The organism is Rhodococcus baikonurensis (assembly GCF_040489275.1).
In the GTDB taxonomy this organism is placed as follows: domain Bacteria; phylum Actinomycetota; class Actinomycetes; order Mycobacteriales; family Mycobacteriaceae; genus Rhodococcus_F; species Rhodococcus_F baikonurensis.
The window spans coordinates 29,771-52,558 of sequence record NZ_JBEUOQ010000014.1 but is presented as its reverse complement, the minus strand read 5'-3'; the positions used below and the strand labels follow the sequence as shown (position 1 = coordinate 52,558).

Annotated in this window: 24 protein-coding genes; 12 read left to right on the top strand and 12 right to left on the bottom strand. The window is 61.2% G+C overall.

Annotated elements, in window-relative coordinates:
• Nucleotides 1-29 precede the first annotated feature (29 nt).
• A complete protein-coding gene (locus tag ABWI03_RS26270) occupies nucleotides 30-665 on the bottom strand; it encodes a helix-turn-helix domain-containing protein (RefSeq protein ID WP_020968310.1) in 636 nt (211 codons plus the stop codon).
• Between the two features lie 146 nt (nucleotides 666-811).
• Here ABWI03_RS26270 and speB point away from each other — a divergent pair, with 146 nt between their 5' ends.
• Entirely contained in the window at nucleotides 812-1,768 is a 957-nt protein-coding gene (gene speB / locus ABWI03_RS26265) for an agmatinase (protein ID WP_003941134.1), read from the top strand.
• Here speB and ABWI03_RS26260 read toward each other — a convergent pair.
• A complete protein-coding gene (locus ABWI03_RS26260; protein WP_298773504.1) occupies nucleotides 1,732-2,406 on the bottom strand; it encodes a class I SAM-dependent methyltransferase in 675 nt (224 codons plus the stop codon). The two genes, speB and ABWI03_RS26260, sit on opposite strands and share 37 nt — an antisense overlap.
• A gap of 92 nt (nucleotides 2,407-2,498) precedes the next feature.
• Between ABWI03_RS26260 and ABWI03_RS26255 the strand changes: the two genes are divergently transcribed.
• Both ABWI03_RS26255 and ABWI03_RS26250 read left to right on the top strand, forming a co-directional pair.
• Nucleotides 2,499-2,954 carry a hypothetical protein gene (locus ABWI03_RS26255; RefSeq protein WP_298773502.1) on the top strand — a complete coding sequence of 152 codons (456 nt, stop codon included), beginning with the start codon at nucleotides 2,499-2,501 and terminating at the stop codon, nucleotides 2,952-2,954.
• A 163-nt stretch (nucleotides 2,955-3,117) separates the two neighbouring features.
• Nucleotides 3,118-4,719 (top strand): ABC transporter substrate-binding protein, encoded by a 1,602-nt coding sequence (locus ABWI03_RS26250; protein ID WP_235171216.1) that lies wholly within the window; start codon nucleotides 3,118-3,120, stop codon nucleotides 4,717-4,719.
• A gap of 41 nt (nucleotides 4,720-4,760) precedes the next feature.
• Here ABWI03_RS26250 and ABWI03_RS26245 read toward each other — a convergent pair whose 3' ends face one another.
• The 3 genes from ABWI03_RS26245 to ABWI03_RS26235 form a co-directional block, all read right to left on the bottom strand.
• Complete coding sequence (locus ABWI03_RS26245; protein ID WP_298773499.1) at nucleotides 4,761-4,952, bottom strand: hypothetical protein; 192 nt, start codon at nucleotides 4,950-4,952, stop codon at nucleotides 4,761-4,763.
• A 153-nt stretch (nucleotides 4,953-5,105) separates the two neighbouring features.
• Nucleotides 5,106-5,471 (bottom strand): metal-sensitive transcriptional regulator, encoded by a 366-nt coding sequence (locus ABWI03_RS26240; RefSeq protein ID WP_298773497.1) that lies wholly within the window; start codon nucleotides 5,469-5,471, stop codon nucleotides 5,106-5,108.
• A gap of 198 nt (nucleotides 5,472-5,669) precedes the next feature.
• Nucleotides 5,670-6,416 (bottom strand): DUF8832 domain-containing protein, encoded by a 747-nt coding sequence (locus tag ABWI03_RS26235; RefSeq protein WP_298773495.1) that lies wholly within the window; start codon nucleotides 6,414-6,416, stop codon nucleotides 5,670-5,672.
• Between the two features lie 312 nt (nucleotides 6,417-6,728).
• On the opposite strand from ABWI03_RS26235, the gene ABWI03_RS26230 reads away from it, so the two are divergent.
• The 4 genes from ABWI03_RS26230 (at nucleotide 6,729) to ABWI03_RS26215 (ending at nucleotide 11,117) form a co-directional block, all read left to right on the top strand.
• The gene (locus tag ABWI03_RS26230) at nucleotides 6,729-8,159 is read left to right on the top strand and encodes an MFS transporter (protein ID WP_095970775.1); all 1,431 of its coding nucleotides are present in this window, start codon (nucleotides 6,729-6,731) and stop codon (nucleotides 8,157-8,159) included.
• 73 nt (nucleotides 8,160-8,232) lie between these two features.
• Nucleotides 8,233-8,760, top strand: coding sequence for a carboxymuconolactone decarboxylase family protein (locus tag ABWI03_RS26225; RefSeq protein WP_124569005.1), 528 nt, complete (start codon nucleotides 8,233-8,235; stop codon nucleotides 8,758-8,760).
• Nucleotides 8,744-10,078 carry an MFS transporter gene (locus ABWI03_RS26220; RefSeq protein ID WP_298773493.1) on the top strand — a complete coding sequence of 445 codons (1,335 nt, stop codon included), beginning with the start codon at nucleotides 8,744-8,746 and terminating at the stop codon, nucleotides 10,076-10,078. The genes ABWI03_RS26225 and ABWI03_RS26220 overlap by 17 nt, the downstream gene beginning before the upstream one ends.
• 220 nt (nucleotides 10,079-10,298) lie before the next feature.
• A complete protein-coding gene (locus ABWI03_RS26215) occupies nucleotides 10,299-11,117 on the top strand; it encodes a CPBP family intramembrane glutamic endopeptidase (protein WP_298773491.1) in 819 nt (272 codons plus the stop codon).
• A gap of 232 nt (nucleotides 11,118-11,349) precedes the next feature.
• Here ABWI03_RS26215 and ABWI03_RS26210 read toward each other — a convergent pair whose 3' ends face one another.
• The gene (locus tag ABWI03_RS26210; protein WP_124569008.1) at nucleotides 11,350-11,628 is read right to left on the bottom strand and encodes a YHS domain-containing protein; all 279 of its coding nucleotides are present in this window, start codon (nucleotides 11,626-11,628) and stop codon (nucleotides 11,350-11,352) included.
• Nucleotides 11,629-11,905: 277 nt separating this feature from the next.
• Here ABWI03_RS26210 and ABWI03_RS26205 point away from each other — a divergent pair, with 277 nt between their 5' ends.
• Entirely contained in the window at nucleotides 11,906-12,865 is a 960-nt protein-coding gene (locus tag ABWI03_RS26205) for a DMT family transporter (protein WP_298773488.1), read from the top strand.
• Here ABWI03_RS26205 and ABWI03_RS26200 read toward each other — a convergent pair.
• Nucleotides 12,855-13,529 carry a TetR/AcrR family transcriptional regulator gene (locus tag ABWI03_RS26200; RefSeq protein WP_298773486.1) on the bottom strand — a complete coding sequence of 225 codons (675 nt, stop codon included), beginning with the start codon at nucleotides 13,527-13,529 and terminating at the stop codon, nucleotides 12,855-12,857. The two genes, ABWI03_RS26205 and ABWI03_RS26200, sit on opposite strands and share 11 nt — an antisense overlap.
• Nucleotides 13,530-13,687: 158 nt before the next feature.
• On the opposite strand from ABWI03_RS26200, the gene ABWI03_RS26195 reads away from it, so the two are divergent.
• The gene (locus tag ABWI03_RS26195; RefSeq protein WP_298773484.1) at nucleotides 13,688-15,190 is read left to right on the top strand and encodes an MFS transporter; all 1,503 of its coding nucleotides are present in this window, start codon (nucleotides 13,688-13,690) and stop codon (nucleotides 15,188-15,190) included.
• Between the two features lie 339 nt (nucleotides 15,191-15,529).
• Here ABWI03_RS26195 and ABWI03_RS26190 read toward each other — a convergent pair whose 3' ends face one another.
• Both ABWI03_RS26190 and ABWI03_RS26185 read right to left on the bottom strand, forming a co-directional pair.
• Complete coding sequence (locus tag ABWI03_RS26190; RefSeq protein ID WP_095973445.1) at nucleotides 15,530-17,137, bottom strand: ABC transporter substrate-binding protein; 1,608 nt, start codon at nucleotides 17,135-17,137, stop codon at nucleotides 15,530-15,532.
• 184 nt (nucleotides 17,138-17,321) lie between these two features.
• Nucleotides 17,322-17,900 (bottom strand): CGNR zinc finger domain-containing protein, encoded by a 579-nt coding sequence (locus ABWI03_RS26185; protein ID WP_298773481.1) that lies wholly within the window; start codon nucleotides 17,898-17,900, stop codon nucleotides 17,322-17,324.
• 63 nt (nucleotides 17,901-17,963) lie between these two features.
• On the opposite strand from ABWI03_RS26185, the gene ABWI03_RS26180 reads away from it, so the two are divergent.
• Both ABWI03_RS26180 and ABWI03_RS26175 read left to right on the top strand, forming a co-directional pair.
• Nucleotides 17,964-18,341, top strand: a complete 378-nt coding sequence (locus tag ABWI03_RS26180; RefSeq protein ID WP_298773479.1) for a hypothetical protein — start codon at nucleotides 17,964-17,966, stop codon at nucleotides 18,339-18,341.
• Nucleotides 18,342-18,435: 94 nt separating this feature from the next.
• Entirely contained in the window at nucleotides 18,436-18,780 is a 345-nt protein-coding gene (locus ABWI03_RS26175; protein WP_095973418.1) for a PH domain-containing protein, read from the top strand.
• Here ABWI03_RS26175 and ABWI03_RS26170 read toward each other — a convergent pair whose 3' ends face one another.
• Nucleotides 18,781-19,992, bottom strand: coding sequence for a saccharopine dehydrogenase family protein (locus ABWI03_RS26170; protein WP_298773476.1), 1,212 nt, complete (start codon nucleotides 19,990-19,992; stop codon nucleotides 18,781-18,783).
• Nucleotides 19,985-20,983, bottom strand: a complete 999-nt coding sequence (locus ABWI03_RS26165; RefSeq protein ID WP_298773474.1) for an alpha/beta hydrolase family protein — start codon at nucleotides 20,981-20,983, stop codon at nucleotides 19,985-19,987. The genes ABWI03_RS26170 and ABWI03_RS26165 overlap by 8 nt, the downstream gene beginning before the upstream one ends.
• A 109-nt stretch (nucleotides 20,984-21,092) precedes the next feature.
• On the opposite strand from ABWI03_RS26165, the gene ABWI03_RS26160 reads away from it, so the two are divergent.
• Nucleotides 21,093-22,001 carry a PaaX family transcriptional regulator C-terminal domain-containing protein gene (locus ABWI03_RS26160; protein WP_353798715.1) on the top strand — a complete coding sequence of 303 codons (909 nt, stop codon included), beginning with the start codon at nucleotides 21,093-21,095 and terminating at the stop codon, nucleotides 21,999-22,001.
• Here ABWI03_RS26160 and ABWI03_RS26155 read toward each other — a convergent pair.
• The gene (locus ABWI03_RS26155) at nucleotides 21,980-22,594 is read right to left on the bottom strand and encodes an LLM class oxidoreductase (RefSeq protein WP_298773472.1); all 615 of its coding nucleotides are present in this window, start codon (nucleotides 22,592-22,594) and stop codon (nucleotides 21,980-21,982) included. The two genes, ABWI03_RS26160 and ABWI03_RS26155, sit on opposite strands and share 22 nt — an antisense overlap.
• Between the last annotated feature and the right edge of the window lie 194 nt (nucleotides 22,595-22,788).

Below are 22,788 nucleotides of genomic sequence, written 5' to 3'. Positions count from 1 at the left end.
CTAAGAATCAACATTCACGGATTCGAGCCTCACGAAGGCGACGCGCGTGGCCCTTCCGGCAATGCCGGATTCAAGACCCACAGAACCTTCGCCAGAACCGAGCCTTCGGCCTGAAAACTATGGTTGTGCGTCGGCGTGAATGTGAAGGAATCGCCCGCCGCAAGCACGACGTCCTCGGCGTCGACGGCCTCACCGTTCGGATCCGTCCGACCGCCCTCGAACGAGACCCGCAAGCCGCCCTCGAGCACGTGCACGAAGTTCACGTCGATCGGCAGACTGTAGAACTCCTGACCACTTCCGCCGCCTGGTTCCAGCTCGCCGAGCAGCACCTGAATTCGACGCTCGTTGGTAGGCGTGAGCAGGTATTCCGTCATCTTTTCGCCGCCGAAGCTGATTTGCGGCATGGCATCGGCACGAACCACTTCACCGGCAGATGCGTTCTCGAACAGGGATCCGACAGGGATCTCGAGTACCGCACACACTTTGATCAGGGTTGCCACCGACGCATTGACGTGATCGCGCTCGAGTTTCGAGAGATACCCCTTGGTCACACCGCAGGCCTCGGCCAGGTCGTCGAGGGTCAACCGCTTCGATTGACGTGCCGCCTTGAGCCTCGCCCCGATGCGCGGACCGACCGGCTCGACCGCTTCCTTCGCCTTGGCCACTGAACCCACTCCTTCACGACCGCCGTGTCCCTTTCAGGAAACAGGGGTTGACAACCGAGCCTCTTGAAGAAACCATACTTGCTCAGAGAGCTACATCACTGAAGGGCGCCCGGTGTGCGCCGAATCGAGAGCAGGGACCTCTGCACATGGCAACCAACAACCCCGGATCGTTCATCGGACCCGTCGACGCCACGCGCGTCCCCCGCTACGCCGAGCCGACCACTTTTGCGCGTCTCCCGCGCCTGGACGAGGTCTCGCGCGCCGACGTGACGATCCTCGGCATTCCCTTCGATTCGGGTGTCAGCTACCGCCCCGGCGCTCGTTTCGGTCCGGGCCACATCCGCGCTGCGTCGAAGCTGCTGCGTCCGTACAACCCGGCGCTCAAGGTCTCCCCCTTTGCCAACCAGCAGGTAGCCGATTTCGGTGACATCGGCGTCAACCCCTTCGACATCCAGGAAGCTCTCACGACGGTTCAGTCCGCCGTCACCGACCTGCGTGCCGACGGTTCATCCGTGCTCACGCTCGGCGGCGACCACACCATCGCACTGCCGATCCTGCGCTCACTGGCCCGCGATCACGGCCCGATCGCCGTCCTGCACTTCGACGCTCACCTCGACACGTGGGACACCTACTTCGGCCAGCCCTTCACCCACGGCACGCCCTTCCGCCGCGCCAGCGAAGAGGGCCTGATCGACATGGAGCGTTCTCAGCACATCGGTATCCGAGGACCGCTCTACAGCGAGAAGGACCTCGAAGACGACCGCGTCCTCGGCTTCCAGGTGATCCGCAGTGACGACTACGAGGTCGACGGCGTCGCCAGCATCGTCGAGCGCATGCGTAAGCGCCTCGACGGTGGCCCGGTGTACGTCTCCGTCGACATCGACGTACTCGATCCCGCCCACGCTCCGGGTACCGGAACACCCGAAGCGGGCGGCATGACCTCTCGCGAATTGTTGAACACACTGCGCGGATTGGTCGGACTCAACGTGGTCGGCGCCGACATCGTCGAGGTAGCGCCGGCGTACGACCACGCCGAGATCACCGGTATCGCAGCGGCTCACGTCGCTTACGAGCTGCTGTCGGTACTCGCGCTCAATCGCTGAAGCAGCACAACGGTATCCGTGGTGTGATGCATCTCGGGGTTCACGGGAAGATCTCGTGCCCGCGACTCCGAGACCAACACCTTCCACCCGTCCGTGAACAACGACTCCACATATTCCGGGGTATGGAGCATGGCCCGATGATGCTCGGTCGGCGACTCGTGGGGTGAATGACCCACGATCAGCAGATGTCCGCCCGGCGCGACCAGATCTCCGAGAGCTCGGAACAATTCCCCGCGCGCGGGTTCGAGCATGTGGAAGAACTGCGCGGACACCAGATCGAACGAGCGACCCTGCGGATCCCACTTCGTCAGGTCGGCTTCCAGCCATTCGATGTCGACGCCCTCGCCCTCGACGTGTGCCTGGGCACGACCGAGCGCCACCGACGAGATGTCGGTGCCGGTGACCTTCCACCCGCGACGCGCCAACCACAATGCGTCGGCACCTTCGCCGCAACCGACGTCGAGTGCAGTGCCCGGTTCGAGGTCGGAGGCCTCGGCAATCAACTGCGGGTTGGGATTTCCGCTCCAGCGCGCGGGGCGTTCCTCGTACAGCGAGTTCCAGAATTGTGCGTCCGCCTTGGCGTACGGGTTCTCGGTCGTATCGGAGTTCTCGTGGTGATTGTGGTGTTCATGGCTCATTCGTCCAGGATGAACACCTCCCACAATTCACGCAACCATCTTTGCTGAAACAGCAACTTCTCCATCTTGACGCTCTGCTAACGTCACGCTTCGTGGCCGGTGGATTTCCCGTGTTTCGCCTGTACTGCAACTCGGAGAGCTCACACGTATTGTGTTGCGCGCATTTTCCCGAGTTCAGCGGTTCGAGCCCGGACGAAGAGTTCAGCGTCCAGCGGAGTTTCGACCGCACCGTCGAGAAGATTCTGCGCGAGGCATCCTTCGATCCGACGACCTTGACTTTGGTCGGCGAGCAGCAGGGATATCCCGTCGGAGACCGACTGTTCGATGCGACAGTTCCGCGCACCGGGACTGTCTCATACGCGTTTCAAGAAGCCGGACCGCCGTGGATCGTTCTCGGCCTTGATGTTTCGGTGGACGAATTCTGGTCCGAGATCGATGACGACGAAGACCTCCACGGTCTCGGCCCCACCTCCCCGTTGAGGTCAGTTCCAGCAACCGTGCTCACGGAGACCGAGTGGCCACGACGAAGTGACCTCGACTCCCCGTGAACTGAACCAAAACTTCAACCTTCGTGAAATCGAACAAAAATCCGCCCGATTTTCGTGAAGATCGACCGAGATGCCCGTCACGTCCTACGCCAAGATTTAGCGGTCACACTCGACTGCGCCCTCACGATTCGTCCCGGGGCCCCGGCTCCTTCACGGAGGCACAATGAAACACCGCTCCTATTCGACGCTTGCCGCGACCGCGGGGCTCGCGCTCGTGTTGTCGGCTTGCAGCTCGGGAGGCACGTCCTCGGGCTCTGGCGGCGGTGAGCCTCTTACAGACGGAACCTTCCGGTACGCGTTGCAGGGCGATCCGGGTGCACTCAACCCGATCATGTCCGGCTCTGCGGCAACCGCGGAAATCTCGAAGCTGGCGTACGACTCCCTCGTCTACCAGGATCCCGAAACCAGTGAATTCAAACCATGGTTGGCCGAGAAGTGGGAAGAAACGCCGACCTCCGCGTCCTTCACCATTCGTGAAGGCGTGACCTGTACCGACGGGTCGACGCTGACCGCACAGACCGTCGCAAACAACATCAACTTCGTTGCCGACCCGGCCAAAGGTTCACAACAACGCGGCACCACGGTTCCCATCGGCGCTTCAGCCACTGCCGATCTCGCCACCCGCACCATCACGGTCACCACTCCGGCGCCGACCCCGTTCCTCCTCCTCACCATCAGTCGCCTCCCGATCATGTGCGACGCCGGACTCGAGGATCCGACCGCCTCGAACAACAAATCGCTGGGCTCCGGAATGTTCGAAGTCACCGAGGTCTCGGCCAATGACCACTACACGTTCGAGCGTCGTGACGGTTACAGCTGGGGGCCCGACGACACCACCTCCGACACACCGGGTGTCCCCAAGACAGTCATTGCTGTCATGGCACCCAATGTCAGCACCGCAGCAAACCAGCTCCTCTCCGGCGAACTGAGCGCATCTCCGATCGCCGGTCCGGACAAGGATCGCATCGATGCCGCCAATTTCGACTCGGTCCAGCGCCCACTTCCCGCCGGTCAGATGTACTTCAATCAGATTGCGGACAATCCGACCAGTGATCCCGCCGTTCGAAAAGCTCTCGTCCAGGCTGTCAATCTCGACGATCTCGCTGAAGTGATCACTGGCGGCCAGGGCACCCGTGCAACAAGTCTTGTCTCCGTCGAACCCCGCGCCTGCGTGTACGACTCTGTCGCAGGCAATATTCCGGACTTCGACCTCAGCGCAGCGAAGGCAACCTTGGATGCGGCCGGTTGGACCGCCGGCTCTGACGGCAAACGAAGCAAGGACGGAAAGCCGCTGGCCCTCCGCCTCTTCTACGCTGCCGGCGAAGATGCACGCAGCGCGGCAGCCGAGCTCACTCAGTCGGCATGGTCCGACCTCGGTGCGACCGTCGAGGTGACGGGAGCCGACCAGACCAAGGTTGTCGACGTCATGCTCAGTGGCAAGGACAACAACCAGTGGGACATCGCGTGGATCCAGATCAACAACTCGGTTCCCAGCGGGTTCGTCCCGTTCTTCTCCGGTCCTGCCCCGGCAGCCGGTAAGAATTTCTCTTCGATCAACAACCCCGCCTACGAAGCTGCCGTTGCCAAGGCATCCGGCTTGACCGGCGACGCAGCATGCGCGGAGTGGGCGGATGCCGAGTCGCAGATCACCAAAACGGTGTCCGCAGTCCCGTTTGCAGATACGGTCTTGAGCTTCTACTTCAACAAGGCCGGACTCGCATTCGGTAAGACCTTCATCGGGTCTGCACTGCGTCTCTACCAGTAGTCCGGTCGATCGAACGCTGTGCGTCAGCGAGATACGTCAGGTCAGTGCGATCTGACGTATCTCGTTGTTACACCGATTGTCTCGTTGTCGAGCTCGAAAATCTCCGGCCAGGCACCGCCCGCCAACCGCTCGGCACATCGATCGACGGACTCGTCCAGGGCGTCCGTGTCTACGAACCATCCACGTTCTCCGAGTTGGTCGTCCTCGAACGAGAACCCCACTCGCATCGTCACGCGAAAACCCTCGGCGAGCATCAGCGGCGGTAAGTTTTTCGCGTCCCGCACCGGCGCCGGAAGCCGCTGGAAACCCTTGTCTCACAGCGAATGTACGACGGATCTCGACTCTGAACATGCCCACCACGGTATCAACGTTCATCGAACTCAGCTCTACGAGCGAACCAACCGCGCAATCGCGTCGTTCGCTTCCTTGATCTTCGCGTCCGCCTCGGGGCCGCCGGCAACCGCAGCTTTGACGACGCAGTGGCCGATGTGGTCCTCGAGCAGGCCCATGGCCACTGCCTGGAGAGCCTTGGTCATCGCCGAGACCTGCGTGAGAATGTCAATGCAGTACTTGTCCTCGTCGACCATGCGCTGTAGACCGCGCGCTTGGCCCTCGATACGACGCAGACGCGCCAGGTAGTCGCCCTTGGCGGAGATGTAGCCGTGCGAATCACTCGTGCAGCACGCATCGCCGGTCGTATCACTGCCTGGGGCACTACCTGGAGTGCTGCCAACTTCTGCCGCTTCCGACATTCGATGTCCTCCTGTTCGTCAACGCGTGACGTCGCAACAATTCTCATTCCCGGGGCGATGTGCGGATACTCTTCGGCTTCCGTTGTCCTGCAGAGCAATCACTGCGCACATCGCCACGCACTTCGCTACTGCACGAACAGATGGGTGCATGGCGATTAGCGATGCCCGTTTTCCCGCTGCTGCGAATCGCATACGGTCTCAGTGCCCGTGGTGGGCGTGATGCGCGCGTTCGGACTCAGGCGTGGTCGCGTTGTCGGCAGTCAGTGTGAATTCCGCGGTACGCACCACATCGCCATGTTTGAAGTCCAAGAACAATCGGTAATCCTCGGCGCTCGGCATGTTGGCGTAGAAGGTGATTGCCGGTCCGGCCGGTGTGACGCCGTCACCGGGGTAGCCGTCCGGATGGACGTGGAGATACGCGAGGTCGGAGGCACGCAACGCGACCAGATGCCCGTAGGCGGCAAGGTAGGGCTGCAAGTCCGTGACGGGGATTCCGTCTCGACTGACCGAGAGTGTGAGCTTCGATGTCTGGCCCGCATGGGCTTCACCTTCGACAGAGACGGTGTACCCGTCGACCGTCGTGACACTAGCGGCGGCAGGCAACGGCCGAGGTTCGTAGGAGCCGGCGACGCGCGCATCTGCGCTCAGTGTGATTCCGTCACCACCGACCGGCGTGAAGTCCGCGAAGACTCGATAGTCGCCTGGGTGATCGAAATCTACTGACACATGCCAGTTTCCGTTCTCATCCAATTCAGGATGCACGTGCTGGAATCCGGTCAGGTCCAGGCCGACCACGATCAGATGCAGCTGCTTGTCGTGGGTATCGGTGTACCGAGTCAACGGAGTTCCCGCCGAATCCAGGATCCGAAACTGTAGAGGCACATTGCTGCCGACTGATGCCTCCGACGTTGCCAATTCCAATGTGTAGCCGTTATTGCTGGACATCTTGCCCTCCCGAGCCTAGGTCGGCAGCACTTTCGTTGCCGTTTGCGTTGGGTTCTGCGTTCTTCGAAATCGAAGCTGTTGCAATTTGTACCATACCCCCCTAGGGTATGCAACGAACTACTCGAACACCGTGAATTCACTCGAAGGAGATCCGATGCGCACCCACGCCGAGCGTCGGCCGACCGAGTTCGAAAAGCGCCCCTTTCCCGTGCATTTCCTCGCAGCACTGCGCCGATGTCGCAGTGGCTCGCTCATGACGCCACCCTGACCACGCAAGCATCACCTATACCCCGTACAGGTAAGGAATTCAGAATGTCCACACAACCGAAATCCACACGTAAGTGGTGGGCGTTGGCGTTGATCGCCGCCGCTCAGTTCATGGTCATCATGGACACGTCGATCATCGGTGTCGCTCTCCCCCAGATGCAGAGCGACCTCGGCTTTTCCCAGGAAGGCCTGACCTGGGTCTTCAATGCATACGTCATCGCGTTCGGCGGGCTACTCCTCCTCGGCGGCCGCCTGTCCGACCTGTTCGGCGCTCGCAGAGTGTTCTCCGCTGGTTGGCTGATCCTGCTGATCGGTTCCGTTGTCGCCGGTGCCGCCGGTAACGTGGCCGTCGAACTTGCGGGCCGCGCAGTTCAGGGCGCAGGCGCAGCACTCATCGCCCCCTCGGCGCTCACTCTGCTGATGATGCTGTTCGGCAGCACGCAGAAGGAAATGACCAAGGCGCTGTCCATCTACGGCGCTGCCGCCCCGGCAGGCGGTACGGCCGGCGTGTTCCTCGGCGGCGTCATCACCGAATACACCAGCTGGCCTTGGGTGTTCTATCTCAACATTCCCATCGCCGTCGTCGCGCTGATCGCTACCCCCTTCCTGATGCCGAACGCACCGGCACGTACCGGTTCGATCGATTTCCTCGGCGCACTGGCCGTCACCGCAGGCCTCGCTGTCGGAGTCTTCGGCATCGTCAGAGCACCTGACGTCGGGTGGGGATCCGGGCAGACCTGGCTGGCGCTCGCCGTTTCGGCCGCTCTGTTGGGCGCATTCGTACTGATCCAGTCCAAGCGTCGTGAACCTCTCGTGCGTCTGGGAATCTTCAAGGCGCCCAACCTCGGTGCCGCGAACATCGCTCAGCTCGTGCTCGGCGCCGCCTGGATACCGATGTGGTTCTTCCTGAACCTGTACCTGCAGCAAGTGCTCGGATACAGCGCCTTCCCGGCCGGTGCAGCGCTGCTGCCCATGACCATCTTCGTCATGCTCGGCATGATCGTGGTGGCACCACGGGCCATGGCGCGATTCGGCGCGAAAGCAATGATCGTGGCCGGATTGCTGGTACTGGGAATCGGATTGGGGTGGATGTCGTTGATCCGGCCCACCGGCAACTTCTGGGTCGACGTACTGCCGGCGTCGCTGGTGGCTGCTGCAGGTATGACGCTGGCGTTCATTCCCTCACTGGGTACGGCGATTTCGGCCGCACGCCCGGAAGAGGGCGGATTGGCCTCCGGCATCGTCAACGTCAGTTACCAGGTCGGCTCGGCTGTCGGTCTCGCGGTGATGACCGCGATCGCAGCGGTGTTCGGCGCCGATCAACTCGGTGACCTGACGGAGTTGACGAACGGGTTCTCCGCGGTATTCCTCGGTGCAGCCGCCATCGCCGTAGTGGGCGCAGGTATCACCGCGGTAGTCATGCGCTCGCCCAAGGTCGACGAGTCTGAAACCGCTAGATCCAGCGTCAATTCTTGACCAACTCCGGTGGTGGGTTCGGCCGACGATCACCGGCCGAACCCACCACCGTCGGAACCACTTAGGACTTGTCATGCCTCGCCTTGCACCTCTCACACCGGCCACCGCTGTCGGCACATCCAAAGACCTTCTCGCCGAGCTCGTCAACCGTCACGGACAGGTCGGCGACATGGTCGCGGCGATGGCTCACTCGCCCGCAGTGCTGGGCGGCTATCTGGAACTCAGCCGCGCAATGAAGCGCGCGAAACTCAGCCGCAAGATCACCGAGCGAATCTCGATCGCTGTGCAGGTCCAGCAAGGTTGCGCCGTGTGCCTAGAAGCCCACGTTGCCGCCGCGCACGCCAACGGCGTCGAGTTGGACGAGATCGAGCGCGCCCGCGCGGGCACATCGGCCGATCCCGCCATCGCGGCGATGATCGACCTCGGACTTCGCGTCTATCGGGAACCTGCCTCGATTTCGGACGAACACATCGCGGGCCTTCGAGCGTACGGCTACGGTGATCGCGAGATCGCCGACGTAGTCGGAATCGTGGCCCTCAATATCCTGACCGGAGCTTTCAACCTTGTCGCGGGAGTGAAACCAGATGAACCGGACCGCTAGGACCGCACCGGAGCGGAACAGCATGCGTCTGTTCTTGATTCGCGACTATCGCCTGCTCTTCAGCGCCCAGATCATCGCGCTGTTCGGCACCGGGTTGGCGACGGTTGCCCTGGGTCTACTCGCCTACGAACTGGCCGGACCCAGCGCCGGAGCGGTGCTCGCCACCGCGCTGACGATCAAGATGTCGCTGTACGTCGTGATCGCTCCGCTCGCGGCGGCGTACGTAGACCGGTTGCCGAGACGGGCTTTCCTCGTCGCGCTCGACGCCATACGCGCAGCGGTTGTGCTCGCCTTGCCCTTCGTCAGCGAGATCTGGCACATCTACGTGCTGGTAGGCGTTCTGCAAGCTGCGTCGGCAGCGTTCACTCCCACGTTCCAGGCGGTGATTCCCGACATCGTGACCGACGAGGCCGATTTCACCCGTGCGCTGTCGGCGTCGCAGGTCGCCTACACGATGGAGAGCCTGCTCAGCCCCGTTCTCGCCGCGATCGCGCTTTCCTTCATGACATTCAACCTGTTGTTCGTCGCCACCTCCGCGGGCTTTGCCGTCTCGGCACTACTCGTGCTGGCCACTCGAATCCCCAACGCTCGTCCCAGCGCTCACGGAAAGGCGTGGGATCGGATCGCGTCGGGAGTGCGAATCTTCGTGACCACGCCGCGACTGCGCGGCATCATGGCCCTCAATCTCGTGGTGGCAGCGGCCGGCTCGATCGTCGTCGTCAACACCGTCAACTACGTCCGCGACGAGCTCGGTGGAACCCAATCCGACGTGGCGTGGATGCTTGCCGCGTCAGGCACCGGCACGTTGGTAACCGCGCTGCTTCTACCGCGCGTCCTCGACAGAACCGCCGAACGAACAGTGATGACAGCAGGTTCCATTGTGCTGGCCTTCAGTGCCGGCGCCGCAGCCTCCCTCGCCGTGGCAGGAATATTCACGTGGATACTGACTGCCGCAGTGTGGGCACTCGTCGGCGCCGGGATGGCCATGATCGTCACACCGACCGGAAAGGTGCTTCGGCGCTCCGTCGAACCCGCAGGTATACCGGAGGTGTTCGCAGCCCAGTTCTCCCTGTCCCACCTCGCCTGGCTCGTCACCTACCCGATCGCCGGGTGGGTTGGTTCGAGCGCGGGATTTGCGGTCACCTGGACCATCCTCGCCGCCCTGGCCACAGTGGGAGCCGTTGCAGGGTTCGCACTTTGGCCCCGGGAGACGGGCACCGAGACGCCGGCATCATCGAGCGCTGTTGCGACTTACGAAACGACGCAAGGAGAATGCACCCTGGCCGCGACCCAGTGCGCCTGCGCTCGCACCGTCTGATTCGGCAGCCTGCCCCCAAGGAATCACCGGTTGCGCCGGCAGTGCCGAATCACTCTGCAATAGAACGAAATTCGATGGGTTGCAACCCGAAAAGTGCGTCCACACCATGGAACTCCAGGTAAATGGCCGCTCCGGAACCTCCGGAGAGATTCATGACCAGGATTTCTCCCTCGGGGGTTTCGTTTGGTGCAACCGTGTACGGGCTTCTAGCCTCGATCCCATGACGACATCCCCGCCTTCATCCCGCACCGTTGCCGGCCGCCGGCTTTCCGTCGCAGCGTTCGTGGCCCTCGTGATCGTATATCTCGCTGTCATTCAAGGATTAGGGTTCCTGCTGACCCGAGACGAAGAAATCAGCTACGCAGCTCCGACCGACATCGACCAGTTGTGGCGTTCGCTCATCGTGCCGGTCGGAGCGTCGTTCGTCCTCGTATACGGGGCAGTCGCATGCCTGCGATGGTGGCGTCCGGTGTGGATCGACGACCGACCGGTACAACGCTGGTTGATCGTCGTACCGATCATGATGGTCATTTCGATCGCTGTGGTCACCGACTACCCAGGTCTCGCCGACCAGGACCTCACGTTCGTTGCACTCCTTCTTCTTACTTGCCTTCTCGTCGGCCTCACCGAGGAGACGATGTTCCGAGGAATCGGAATCACCTGCTTCCGCAGCAACGGCTTCTCCGAAAAGAAAGTTGCCCTGTGGAGCACCGTCATCTTCGGGTTGGCGCACTCGACCAACCTGTTCTCCGAAGGCCCCAAAGCTTTTCTCCAGGTGTTCAGCACCATCGTGGCCGGCTACTTCTTGTACATCATTCGGCGACGTACCGGGGGCCTGCTGATACCCACCGTGGTGCACGGCTTGTGGGACTTTTCCTTGATCTCCGGTATGACGACCCCGGATCATTCGTACCCGCTCGCGATTGTCGCCGTACTGACCATGCTGGCCCTGGCGATCGTGCTCTTCGTCCGCCGCAAGCACATCGAACCTCACGATACCGAAGCCGCGCGAGGCCGACACGAAACATCGAACACATAAAATCGTTGCTGCAGTGAGAAATTGAAGGGATGTGGGCATCTACGACGATGCCCAAGCGATCGAGCAGATCACGAGTTCTTCGGCTACCGTCAGTCGATCTGACAGCGCGCCACGTGACCTGTCTCCACCATTCGGCACGTAGGACGTCGGCGCGGAGTAACGGCGCAACTCATTCACTGCACTGACGGAAGAAAGTGGTGGTGCAGGCATCGCCTGCACCACCACTTTTTACTCAGCTCGCGTTGGCATACTTCCTGGGATTTGCGTCGAACCGTGGTCCACAACCCTTGCAGCAGAACCAGTACCGGTTGCCTTCGTAGTCACGAAACAGGCCCTCGGCCTCGGCACGCGTCTTTTCGATCACGCTACCGGGCATGACTCGACATTCGACGAGTTCGCTACTCCCCGAGTTGAGTAGGTCTTCTCCACCGGGTGGCATCGCCGTACCGACAGCGCCTACAGCACCGTTGTCGTCTGTCGTCGGGGTATTGCCACAGCCACAGCTACTCATTGCGATTCCTGTTCTCTAACGGACGGACGTGACCCGGGAAGCGAGCTCACACATTCCGAGCATACCCCCTATAGGTATGTGAGCCAGAAACCATAGGAGAGTCCTGTCGACATTTCACTCCCCTCGATCATGTAAGCCACTGCAGGAGAACGAAGAATCGATCACCCAGCCCTCACTCGCCTCCCACGCCACAAGGATGCGACATTGATACCTATAGGGGGTATAAGTTAGGTCAGTACACAGACCATACCCACAAGGTCTTCGACGAAGAGGCTCAATGAAGAACTGGAAAGCAATCGGTGGCAGCCGATTCGCCGTAGTTGGAGCTTTGCTGTTGGTCGGCGCGCTCTGGGGAAGCTCGTTCCCCCTGGTTGCTGTGGCGGCACCAACTCTCGGCGCCGTCGGCACGACGCACGGCCGCTTCATTGTTGCAGCGTTGGTTCTCGCGCTGATAACGGCTTCCAGCAGATCGACCTGGCGTGCGGTCGGTTCCCGGTTTCCCGCATTCCTACTGCTGGCAGCCCTCAACGTCGCCGGCCCCCTCACCCTCGTTGCAACTGCGATCGTCGGCCTCAACTCGTCGACGGCGTCGATCCTGAATGCCACGACGCCGATGTTCACCGTGTTCGTTGCCGCGTTCTGGCTTAGGCAAAAGATCACCTGGCGAAAAGTCTCGGGTGTCGCGATCGGCATTGCCGGCGTCTCGGTGCTCGTCGGCGGGATTCCGTCAGCGCTCGACAGTCGCGCAATGCTGGCCATCGGCGCATCTTTGACTGCGGCACTGCTGTACGCGGTCGGTGGTGTCTACACACGAAAATCGTTCCAGGGCACTCCACCGATGACACTTGCCCTCGGCCAGCAGCTCGCCGCGGTTGTCCTACTGGTACCTGTGTCCGCCATCGCTCCCCCGCCGGGGCCCGTGACCGTCGGTCCACTGATCGCAGTGACCGCCCTGGGACTGGGGGCTACCGCCGGTGGCTACCTGGTGTACTTCTGGATAATTCGCCAGGCGGGTCCTGTCGCGGCTTCAGCCGTCACTCTTCTGGTTCCGATTTCGGCGTCGGCCATCGGAGTGCTGTGGTTGAACGAGCCTGTCACCTTCGCGCTCGTCAGCGGGCTTGTCATCATTCTTGCCGGAGTCGGCCTGCTCCTGGATCTTCCACCGACACGGGGTCCCTTGGGCAGTGCCCCTCCCGAACTGTTGGACAGCGCCGGAGAACGGTCGGTCAGCGGGTGATCGGGGCAGTCCAAAGACCCACCAGTGCGTCGACGAGGTCGGTGGTGAAGTCTTCCCACGACGTGACCTCGCCCGGCCCTGATTCTGCAAGTGCGCGCTCACGTTCGGCGAACATGTGCACGATCGCATTTCGTCCGATGTCTGCGCGGGCACGTCGAACACTCATCGGCATGTCAGTCAGACAGGCCGAAAGTCCACGAAGGGTCTCCTGAAGAGTGGGCGAGGCCAGCACCTCGTCGTAGACGATCTTCCGCAGGACCGGATCGGTGAGAATCTGCGCACTGAACCGCGCGTACCACGTCGGGCCACCCATTTCGGCGTAGTGATCGGTCGACGCCCGAACCAGACACGAAATCCAGTCACGAACATCCTCGGACCCTTCGATCTCACGCAGCAGTTCACCACGCTTCTTCTCCACCTGCCGAGAATGTTTGTTCACGATCGCCCGGACCAGATCGGTCTTGGTCCCGAAGTGATAACCGACGGCGGCGTTGTTGCCCTGGCCCGCCGCCTCACTCACCTGACGGTTCGACACCGCGAAGACTCCGTGTTCGGCGAACAACTGCTCGGCGACGGCGAGGATGCGGTCTCGGGTTGCGGCAGAACGCGCGGAGTTTGCCGCGCCGCCGGCGTCGGCCGTCGCATCCTCAGTCCTCGTAGTCATGTCCACCATCATCCTCGACCGTCCGAAATTGCTCGGTACCGGAGACGTTCGTCACGATCGTCGACACACCCTTCCATTGAGTCAGTCACTTGATTTAACTTTAGTTCAAGCAACTGACTTAAACCATAATTCGTTCTTCCTCCGATGGAGTTACCGCAATGTCGTCAACCACTTCTCCACCACCGACAACGCCGCCACAGACGACGAAGTCACCAGCCACCACGGCAGTGGTGGCTGTACTGGCGTTTTCCGGAATCGTCGTCTCGCTCATGCAGACGCTGGTCATCCCGATCATCCCGCACCTGCCCGAATACCTGAATGCGCCGGCGTCCGATACCGCGTGGGCTGTGACCGCCACGCTGCTCGCCGCCGCCGTCGCCGTCCCGACCATGGGCCGCTTGGGCGACATGTTCGGCAAACGCCGTCTGCTCCTGATCAGCATGGCGCTGTTGGTGACCGGTTCGGTGGTCGGCGCACTCAGCTCGAGTGTGATCCCGCTCGTTGCGGGCCGAATCCTGCAGGGCCTTGCCGCCGGCGTCATCCCGCTGGGTATCAGCGTGATGCGCGACGTGCTTCCGCCGAAGAAGCTTGCCGGCGCCGTTGCCATGATGAGCGCTTCGCTGGGAGTCGGTGGTGCTCTGGGTCTTCCGATAGCGGCTCTGATCGCGGAATACGCAGACTGGCACGTTTTGTTCTGGGCTTCTGCAGTTCTCGGCGCACTCGCGGCCTGTCTCGTTGTCGTCCTGGTCCCCGAATCGACGGTTCGCACGGGTGGCACGTTCGACTTCGGCGGGGCAATCTCGCTTTCGGCAGCCCTCATCGCTCTACTCCTTGCTATTTCCAAGGGTGGCGACTGGGGTTGGACGAGCACGCTCACGCTTTCCCTGTTCGGCGCCTCGATCGTGATATTCGGATTCTGGGCCTGGTGGGAACTACGTACCCCCAAGCCCCTTGTCGATCTACGCGTATCCATCCGCCGCCAGGTGCTCTTCACCAACCTCGCATCCATCGTGTTCGGATTCGCGATGTTCGCCGCCAGCATGGTCTTTCCCCAGGTCGTCCAGTTGCCTGAAGTCACCGGTTACGGCCTCGGCGGTTCGATGCTCACCGCAGGTCTGGTCATGGCTCCCTCCGGCATCATCATGATGCTCATCTCTCCGCTGTCCTCACGCATCACCAATTCGCACGGCCCCAAGGCGACGCTCATGCTCGGCGCCGTTGTGGTCGCAATCGGTTACGGCATCGGTATTTTCGCCATGCACTCGATTTGGGAACTGGTTGTGATCGCCGTGATCATCGGTGCAGGCACCGGTATGGCTTACGGCGCAATGCCCGCTCTCATCATGGGCGCTGTTCCTCCGTCCGAGACCGGAGCAGCCAACAGCTTCAACACCCTGATGCGCTCCCTCGGTACATCATTCGCCAGCGCCATCGCGGGTGTCGTCATCGCCCAGATGACCATGTCCATCGGCGGGGCAACGCTGCCGTCGGAGAACGCTTTCCGCGTCGTCATGGCTCTCGCTGCCGGATCCGCCGTCATCGCGCTCGTCCTGGCCGGCTTCCTCCCTCGGTTCAACAGCTCCAACTCCCGCAAGGAGATTGGTAGCGATCACTCCGATACCTCCCCGACCACGTCGAAGGAATCCGTCCCGACGCACTGAGCCAGCGAGCAAGACGCATTGTCGGCCCCGGCGGAGTTCAACTCCGCCGGGGCCGACGCGTTCGAGGCGTTTTGCGGTTGATACACCTGCGGACGACAGTTTCGTGACATGCTCCGTTGAGATGAGTGCTCGTTCGATACTCGGGGAAAGGATGCCGCGATCGCCGCTCCTCGTGCTGACGTCGCCCTTGCCGTCGCCGCTGCTGCCGTCCTCGGCATAGGCGTCGGTGTTCTACTTGCCGATGTCGTCGCCGGCCTGGCTGCAGGTGCGGGTGCCGCGGTGGTATTTCGGTTTGCACTTCGGATGATCAATACCCGAAAGTGAGCGTTAGCGGGTGGTCTACTTCAAGACCCGGATCGCCGAGCCCGGGAGGATTCCGCTCGAAGGTGGGTAGATCGACGTTGCTCCGTTGAAGAACATGTGAGCAGGTGTCGTCGACACCGGAAGCAGGTCGATGTCGTTGAACAATGCCCGCTCACTTTCCTCCCAGATCTTGCAGGACTCGTCGCCGGGAAGAAGCGAAGCCTCAGTGGACAATTCGATGTACTTCTTGTTGTCGAGGGAAGCGAAGTTCACTCCTTCGGGCTTCGGCGGGCCGGTGAAGTACTTGGCAAAGATACTCGGCGTATCACTCCCCAGCGTCAAACCGATGGAAACGTCCCACGACGACAGGTCGGTGGTGCTGAACGTGTTGGCGATGACGAAACTGTAGTCGCCGCCGGTCAGCTTCACCTTCGCACCCAGTCCTTCCCACTGGGTTGCCACGTATTCCGCGGCGGCAGAGTTCGTATCGCGCGAGTTGTTGAAAATCACGTTGAGTGCAAGCGGTCGCCCGTCCTTCGTCAGGACGCCGTCGGCCCCTGCCTTCCAGCCTGCGTCGGACAACGTCTTCTTTGCCGCGTCGACGTCGAATTCGGGGATCGTTCCTTCGACACTGTTGTAGTCGCAGGCAAGGGGTTCCGAAACCGCAAGGGCGCGTGCGCGGGTTCCTTTTCCGCCGGTGGTGATCTCGGTGTAGTCGTCCAGATCGACTGCTTGAACGAGCGCCTGCCGCACAGCGCGGTCCGACGTGGGTAGAGACGCGAAATGATTGAAGATGAACTCGCCGGACAACGTGGTGTAGGTCTTCGAATCCAGACCTGCGGCCAAGACTCGTTCCTCGTCCGAACCTGTCACTGCCGCGGCATTCACTCCGCCGGTGAGAACAAGATTCGCGGTCGTACTCGGATCGGTGACAATCTTGATCGTCACCGTCTTCGGTACCCCGAGAGTGTCGGAAGTGGTCTCCCCGTTCGGACTCCAGGTGTAGCCGTCGCGGCGTTCCATCGTGATGTGATCGTTGGGAACAACTTCGGTGACCTTGAACAGACCCGTTCCGTTACTACTCGAACGGATACTGGCCGGGTCGTCGAGCGTCGCAGCGCACGGCAGCCGCAACGCGCCGATTCGAGAGAGCAAGAAGGGTGCCGGTTCGGCTGTAGTCACCGTCAGTTCGTCACCGTCCGCGGACGCGACCGTCGACAACGGTACGGTGGATCCGCGTAGCGGTGAAGCGTTTTCAGGGTCCATGACCCAGTTGATGTCATCGGCCGCGGTCTGTGCGGTGAAGGAAGTGCCGTCGGCGCACGTAATACCCTTCTTGAGCACGAACTTGAGTGTGTTCCCTTCTTCACTCCAGCTTTCTGCCAGATACGGACGCACAGTGCGTGTTTGCGCGTCTATGTCGATCAACGAATCGTACGAGTACGCGTTCACGATCTGAGTCGACGTAAGATTGGTGATCAGAGGGTGCAGATTTCCCGGATCGGCGTTGATGACGGTCGTGAAACTGCCGTCCTGTGCATACTCACCGACCGAACCTTCGGGACTGGATGCGCCGCCACACCCGGCCAGGGTGAATACGCCAACGCTGATAACTGCTGTCGCGGAGACAGAACGGGCTTTCATACGAGCCGCCATCTACTAGAAGTTGCCATGGCGACAATCGTGCGGGACTGACGTGGTCTGTATCTCGTTGAAGTGCCCCATACAGTCGGTCGTACTCTGTTCGATTGTCACTATCGACCGAGCGAGCGCAGAGGCTAAGTACGACGCTGTCGTTGACGGCTAAGTACGACGCTGTCGTTGACGACTAAGTAGAACGCTGTCGTTGACGGTGATTCGCGACGTTGATTCGATTGCCGCACAACGCAGGCATGCAGTAGCGGCGTCGCCCTCCCCGACTGGTATCGACGAACACCCCGTTGCATGTCGGCGACGCGCATGGGCGGAATCGTTCGTACCCCAATGTGCGCAGAGTTCCCAGCAACGAGTATCCGATCGACAACGTGAGTTCACCCGCGAGATCGATTGTGCCGTCCGGTAGTGCATTCCACCGATAGTCGTCCTGAAAATCAGGCACGAGCCGAACGTGATGCGGGACGGTTTGCAGGAGTCGATGAGTGCGATCAACGAGCTCGTCGCAGGTCGGAGCATCGAGAATCGAACGAATCTCCTCTCTGAGCGCCTGCACGTCGGCAAGTTCACCGCGGGTAGGCCGACGCCCGTTGGGGAGCGCATCCGGCGAGAGTCCGTGTTCACCGAGTAGATCGTGAAGCGCCTGAGGGTCAGGCAACGCGTCCCCTGCCTCCACCCACACTCGGGGTGAGGTATTGACCAGGTCGGTCGCGAACGACGCACCGGCGACGTAATCGTCTAAAACTACTTGCATCCCTTACCGCCCTGCTTTACCGTAATTGAATAACCCAACTTTACACCTTACGAAGGCGGCGGGATGGAACACTGCGTAGACCACAGACTGCCGGAGATACTCCTCGACACCCATCACCGATTGCGCCGCGCCGGCACCGTGGCATCGGAGACACCCATCGTCGCCGCCGATCTCTACTGGTCGATCGGCGCACTCGCCCAATGCCTGGCCGCAATGGACGAGGTCATTTCGCAACTTGGCACCAACGCCCGAAAGCAGTTGCGAAGCGGAAAGTTCGACATCGAGAGCGGGCCGTTCGCAGGCGAACCCGACGCCGCCCTACTCACCGCGATTCTCGCCCTCGCCAGAGCGTCGAGCAGTTGCGAACCAGTGCAGACGGCAATCGGCAATGCGCAGATCGCGGTCAGCGATCTCGTCGCCACAAGGCACATCAGAACCTGACACACGCCGCAAGCGTCCCGACTCAGTAGAGACTGTATGGTTGGTTTTCGGGAAACCTCCAAGTACATCGAACAGCAGGAACCGGGTTATCACTGTGAGTGCAGGGACATCGACCATCTACGAGGACAGGACGGTCCGGATCGGCGATCAGGGCGTCACGATCCGCCACTACTACTTTCCGTTTGTCAGCAAGTTCGTTCCGTACTCGCAGATCGAAACCGTCGACCTCGGCGTCATGTCATGGCTGAGTGGACGCCTACGAATTTGGGGAACAACAGATTTCAGCTCGTGGTACAGCCTGGATCTTTCACGCCCGTGGAAGGAAACCGCGGTGGTACTCACCCTCGCCGGTCGCGGAGCGCCTTCGTTCAGCCCCAAAGATCCGGATCGTGTCGAGACCGAAATCCGAAGTCGCATCGGATCACACGCCGCGAACTGACTAGCTGAACTCGGATTCGACGGTGACGATCTCACTCCAGTCGGTTCGATCGAACAACCGCGCCAGTGCAGTGAACAGAACTTCCGGGTCGATGGCGCTCTCAGCTGAGTGCACACCGACCCGATCAGAGATCGTTCCGTCGGCCAGCCGCGACACCACCTGAGCAAGGCCGAGCGCCAAGGGGATTCCGGTTGCACCGGCCATGTCCGACAGCAACTCCGATACCGGTGAATCATCAGCGATCCGTGCCACGACGCGCGTCTTTCGTCCATCGAGCACCCCTGTGGCCGAGGCGAAGAACGACGGCAAGGATCCGTGGTCGGCGCGCGTGAGCATGCGAGGCGCAGCACGGATCATCCGGCTGAGCGAGGGCTTGCCCAATTCTTCAGCGGCCGAGTCGAGATCGATTCTGCCCTTGTCGATATCCGAACGTAGAACGTCGAGAAACGCAACGGTTTCCGGTGTGATCACCATCAGATTTGCCGAATGACCTGAGGGGCGGAAGGTTCGATGAAACATCACCGGCTCCGGATGCCCGACCACGTAAGCGTTTCCGCGGCGTCCGCCGGGCAGTTCCAGTGCAATGGAACGCAACGGTGCTTCTTTGACGATTCGTCCCGCACGAACGACCGGCACCTTGCCGCTGATCTGCTGCATCCAGTGAACGGCGGCTGCACTCAATGTGTCTACCGACTCGTCCTCGCCTTCGACATCAACCGGCCAGGCTGTGTACAGGTCGTCGACCACGTCCAATCGCGAGACTGCCATCGCGGCCAGGAGATTACTCATCCCGGGACTTGCGCCCATGCCCACTACCGCACAGATTCCGGCTTCCCTGGCAGCGCAATTCAATTCCAGCATGTCGACGGCCGGTTCCCAGTCGTCGCAGATGTCGAGATAGTGAGTCCCGGTCTCGATCGCTGCCTGGAGAATGCCGACACCGAAACGGAAGAACGGGCCTACGGTATTGATGATCACGTCTGCGTCGTCCAACAATTCACGTAGCGTGCGACCGTCCGTGACGTCGATGCTGCGCGCCTCGACTTGCGCTGATGCCTGAGCCAGGTCAATTGAAAGACGATTCGCAGCATCGATATCACGATCCGCGACTACTACGCTGCCGATTCCCGGCAATGTTGCAGCCAGTCGAACTGCTGCCGAGCCCATCGCACCGGCGCCGCCCAGAGCGACAACCGTAATTCCGTCAGCCACGAATTCCCTCCAAGAATGCAGTCTGATCCGCTAGATAACCAGGAGCGAAGATCGAACGGGGAGCAAGAACGGCTACCAGAGCCGACATCACTTCCGAGTCTTCGAGGTTCTTGTCCACAATCGAATGGGTTGCGTCGGGATACTTCTCGACCACCAATTGCCCTGGAGCGTCGAGCACTTCGCGATACACCCTTTCGGTGTCTGCCACGTCGACGTTGACGTCTTGTCCGCCGATGATCAAGAGCACCGGAACCCTCACGGTTTCGAGATCGGCTCGCGCATCCGATCGGTAGTTCTTTCGGATGAAGTTCCATCGGTCTTCGGTGAGACCGTCGGCCTCGCCGGAGGCCACGAGATCGCCGAACGTTGCATCACGGGCCAACTGATCCAAGTTCTTCGCACGATCGACCCGCGCTTTCTCGAATTCGTCGGCCGACGCATTTCTCTCGGAAAGTTCGGCAAGAGTATTGAATTCGCCTTGTTGGAGCCAGTTGATTGCCGGACCCACGGCAATGACGAACGCTACGTCCGGATCGAGGTTCACCACCTTGGGCATCACCCACCCTGCCTGGCTCGCACCCCACAGACCGATACGAGACGGATCGACGTCCGAACGGCCCCGTGCCCACTCGATTGCCGCTTCCGTTTCCGCCGCCCGATCGTCCATGCTCTGATCGAGCCAATTGCCCGGTGCCCCATTCACCCCCGGCTTGTCCCAGGAGAGTGACGCGTACCCGGCCTTGGCGAACGCCTCCCAGACCGGCCTGTAAAAGGTCTCGTGTGTTGCATCGACCGGCCCGTCTCCGTGGACGAAAACCACGAGCCCGAAGGGACCGTCACCGTGTTCGGGCAGTGCAAGGACTCCCTGGAGCGGCACCGATCCCCCGGAGATCGTCACTTTTTCCTCACGGATGTCATAGGTGTTCTGGTACAGCGTCCAGCCCACCAGACCCACGATCAGAACAACGACCACTGCCAGGGAAGTAACCATCCACCTGCGTAAACGATGGCCACTCTTCCTCTCACTCACCGATCCCACTGCCATCTTCCCGCCTAACGTACGAATTTGAAACGATCGTATTGCATTCGATAGTACAGTTATGGGCGAAGATGTCGAGAGGCAAGGAAAGGACACGGCAATGACGGACAGGGACGTCGATGTGCCCACGAGGATCTTGATCGAGGGTCTACTGCGCACGGACGGAACTGTCGACGGGCGCACCCTCTATGCCACCGCCGACGCCCTCGACAAAACAGATCAACAGGTTCGGCTGTGCATCAAGCGGTTGGTCACCGAGGGGAAGTTCACTCAGGAAGGTCGCGGGCGGCAGGCCACGCTACGAGCAACGCCGAAAGCCGTGCGCGAGATGGAACCCGACGTCGAATTCGTTCGACTGGCCTATCAACAAGATCGCAACACTGCGACACCGTGGGACGGGTATTGGCATCTGGTCGGATTCGCAATTCCGGAGTCGTCACGGAAAGCGCGAGATGCGCTGCGCACCAGGGTCGTATACCTCGGCGGCGCGCTCGTCCAGGGCGGTCTGTACGTCTCGCCGCACGCCTGGGAACCGTACGTTCTCGATGCGGCCGCCGAACTCGACGTCGAACAGCACCTGTCTTCTCTCACCACTCGGGATCTGAAAGTGGGCAGGCTCGAAGACCCCGTGAAAATTGCCGCACAGTTGTGGCCGCTGGACGAGATCGCAGCCGGATACGAACGGCTGCTCGACGTAGCGACTGTGCGCCTGGAGAAACTGCAGAACACTCCGGGCACCGATGCTGTCACGATGACCATCGAACTCGCGGCGGAATTCACGCGAGCCATGGAGCCGGACCCTCTGCTGCCGCCGGAACTGCTGCCCACCAACTGGATCGGCACGCGGGCGCGCTTCGTCACGGCACAGTGCTGGGCGCTTCTGGCACAGGTGGACGGTGCAGACGAATTACCGTCGCTGTTCCACCTGTACGCAGATGCGATCGGTGATCAGGACGCGAGCGTGCGCTGACGGGGCGGCAGTCCGAAACGACCGAGCACTTCGTCGACTGCGGTGGACGGTGTGACAAGTCCGCGATCCTGGAGCCACGGAATGGTGCTGTCCACCAGATGTTCGAGTGTGCGGGGCAAGGCGAGGGGGAGCAGCGTAACGCCGTCGGCGACCTCGGCAGCTCGGATATCGGCGATCAAACTGCCGAGCCCGGAGGGTGTTCCGACGTAGTGAAGCGAAACCGGGACCCGCGGAGCAGTCAACGCACTGTCCAACTGTGCAAGCTCTTTTCGGGCGGAGCGAGCTTCCGGTGCGATCAGAATCTCGAGATCGACCAACACTGCGACGCTGTCGGGATCGCGGCCTTCTTCGGCGACAACAGCACGGATCCGTGCGCGTTCGAGCTGCGCCTCACGCAGATCCGCAGCGCGAATCCGAACCACATTGGTAGGGAATGAAGCCAAATCGAGAGCCCTGTCGCTCTCGGTGAGGTCAACCCAGTAGTCGCCGCCGATGATCGGCAGGTTTCCTGGTGCGCCCTCAGCGGCCGGATGGTGACCGGATCCGGTCAACTCGACCGCCACGTGCAGAGAATGCGAAGCGAGTGAAGACATGTGCGACCTCCGAAAATCAGAAAAGTGTGGGATGAGCGAGACGAATCGTCAGCTCGAACACATTCCTGACGAGGTACGGCACAGATCGACATGACGACGGCACCACTGACCGAGAGTGATGCTCACTCTCGAAGGGGTGGCGGGAAAATCCGCTGGTGCCATGGCTGCCATGCTAGTTGTCCATTCGAGTTTTC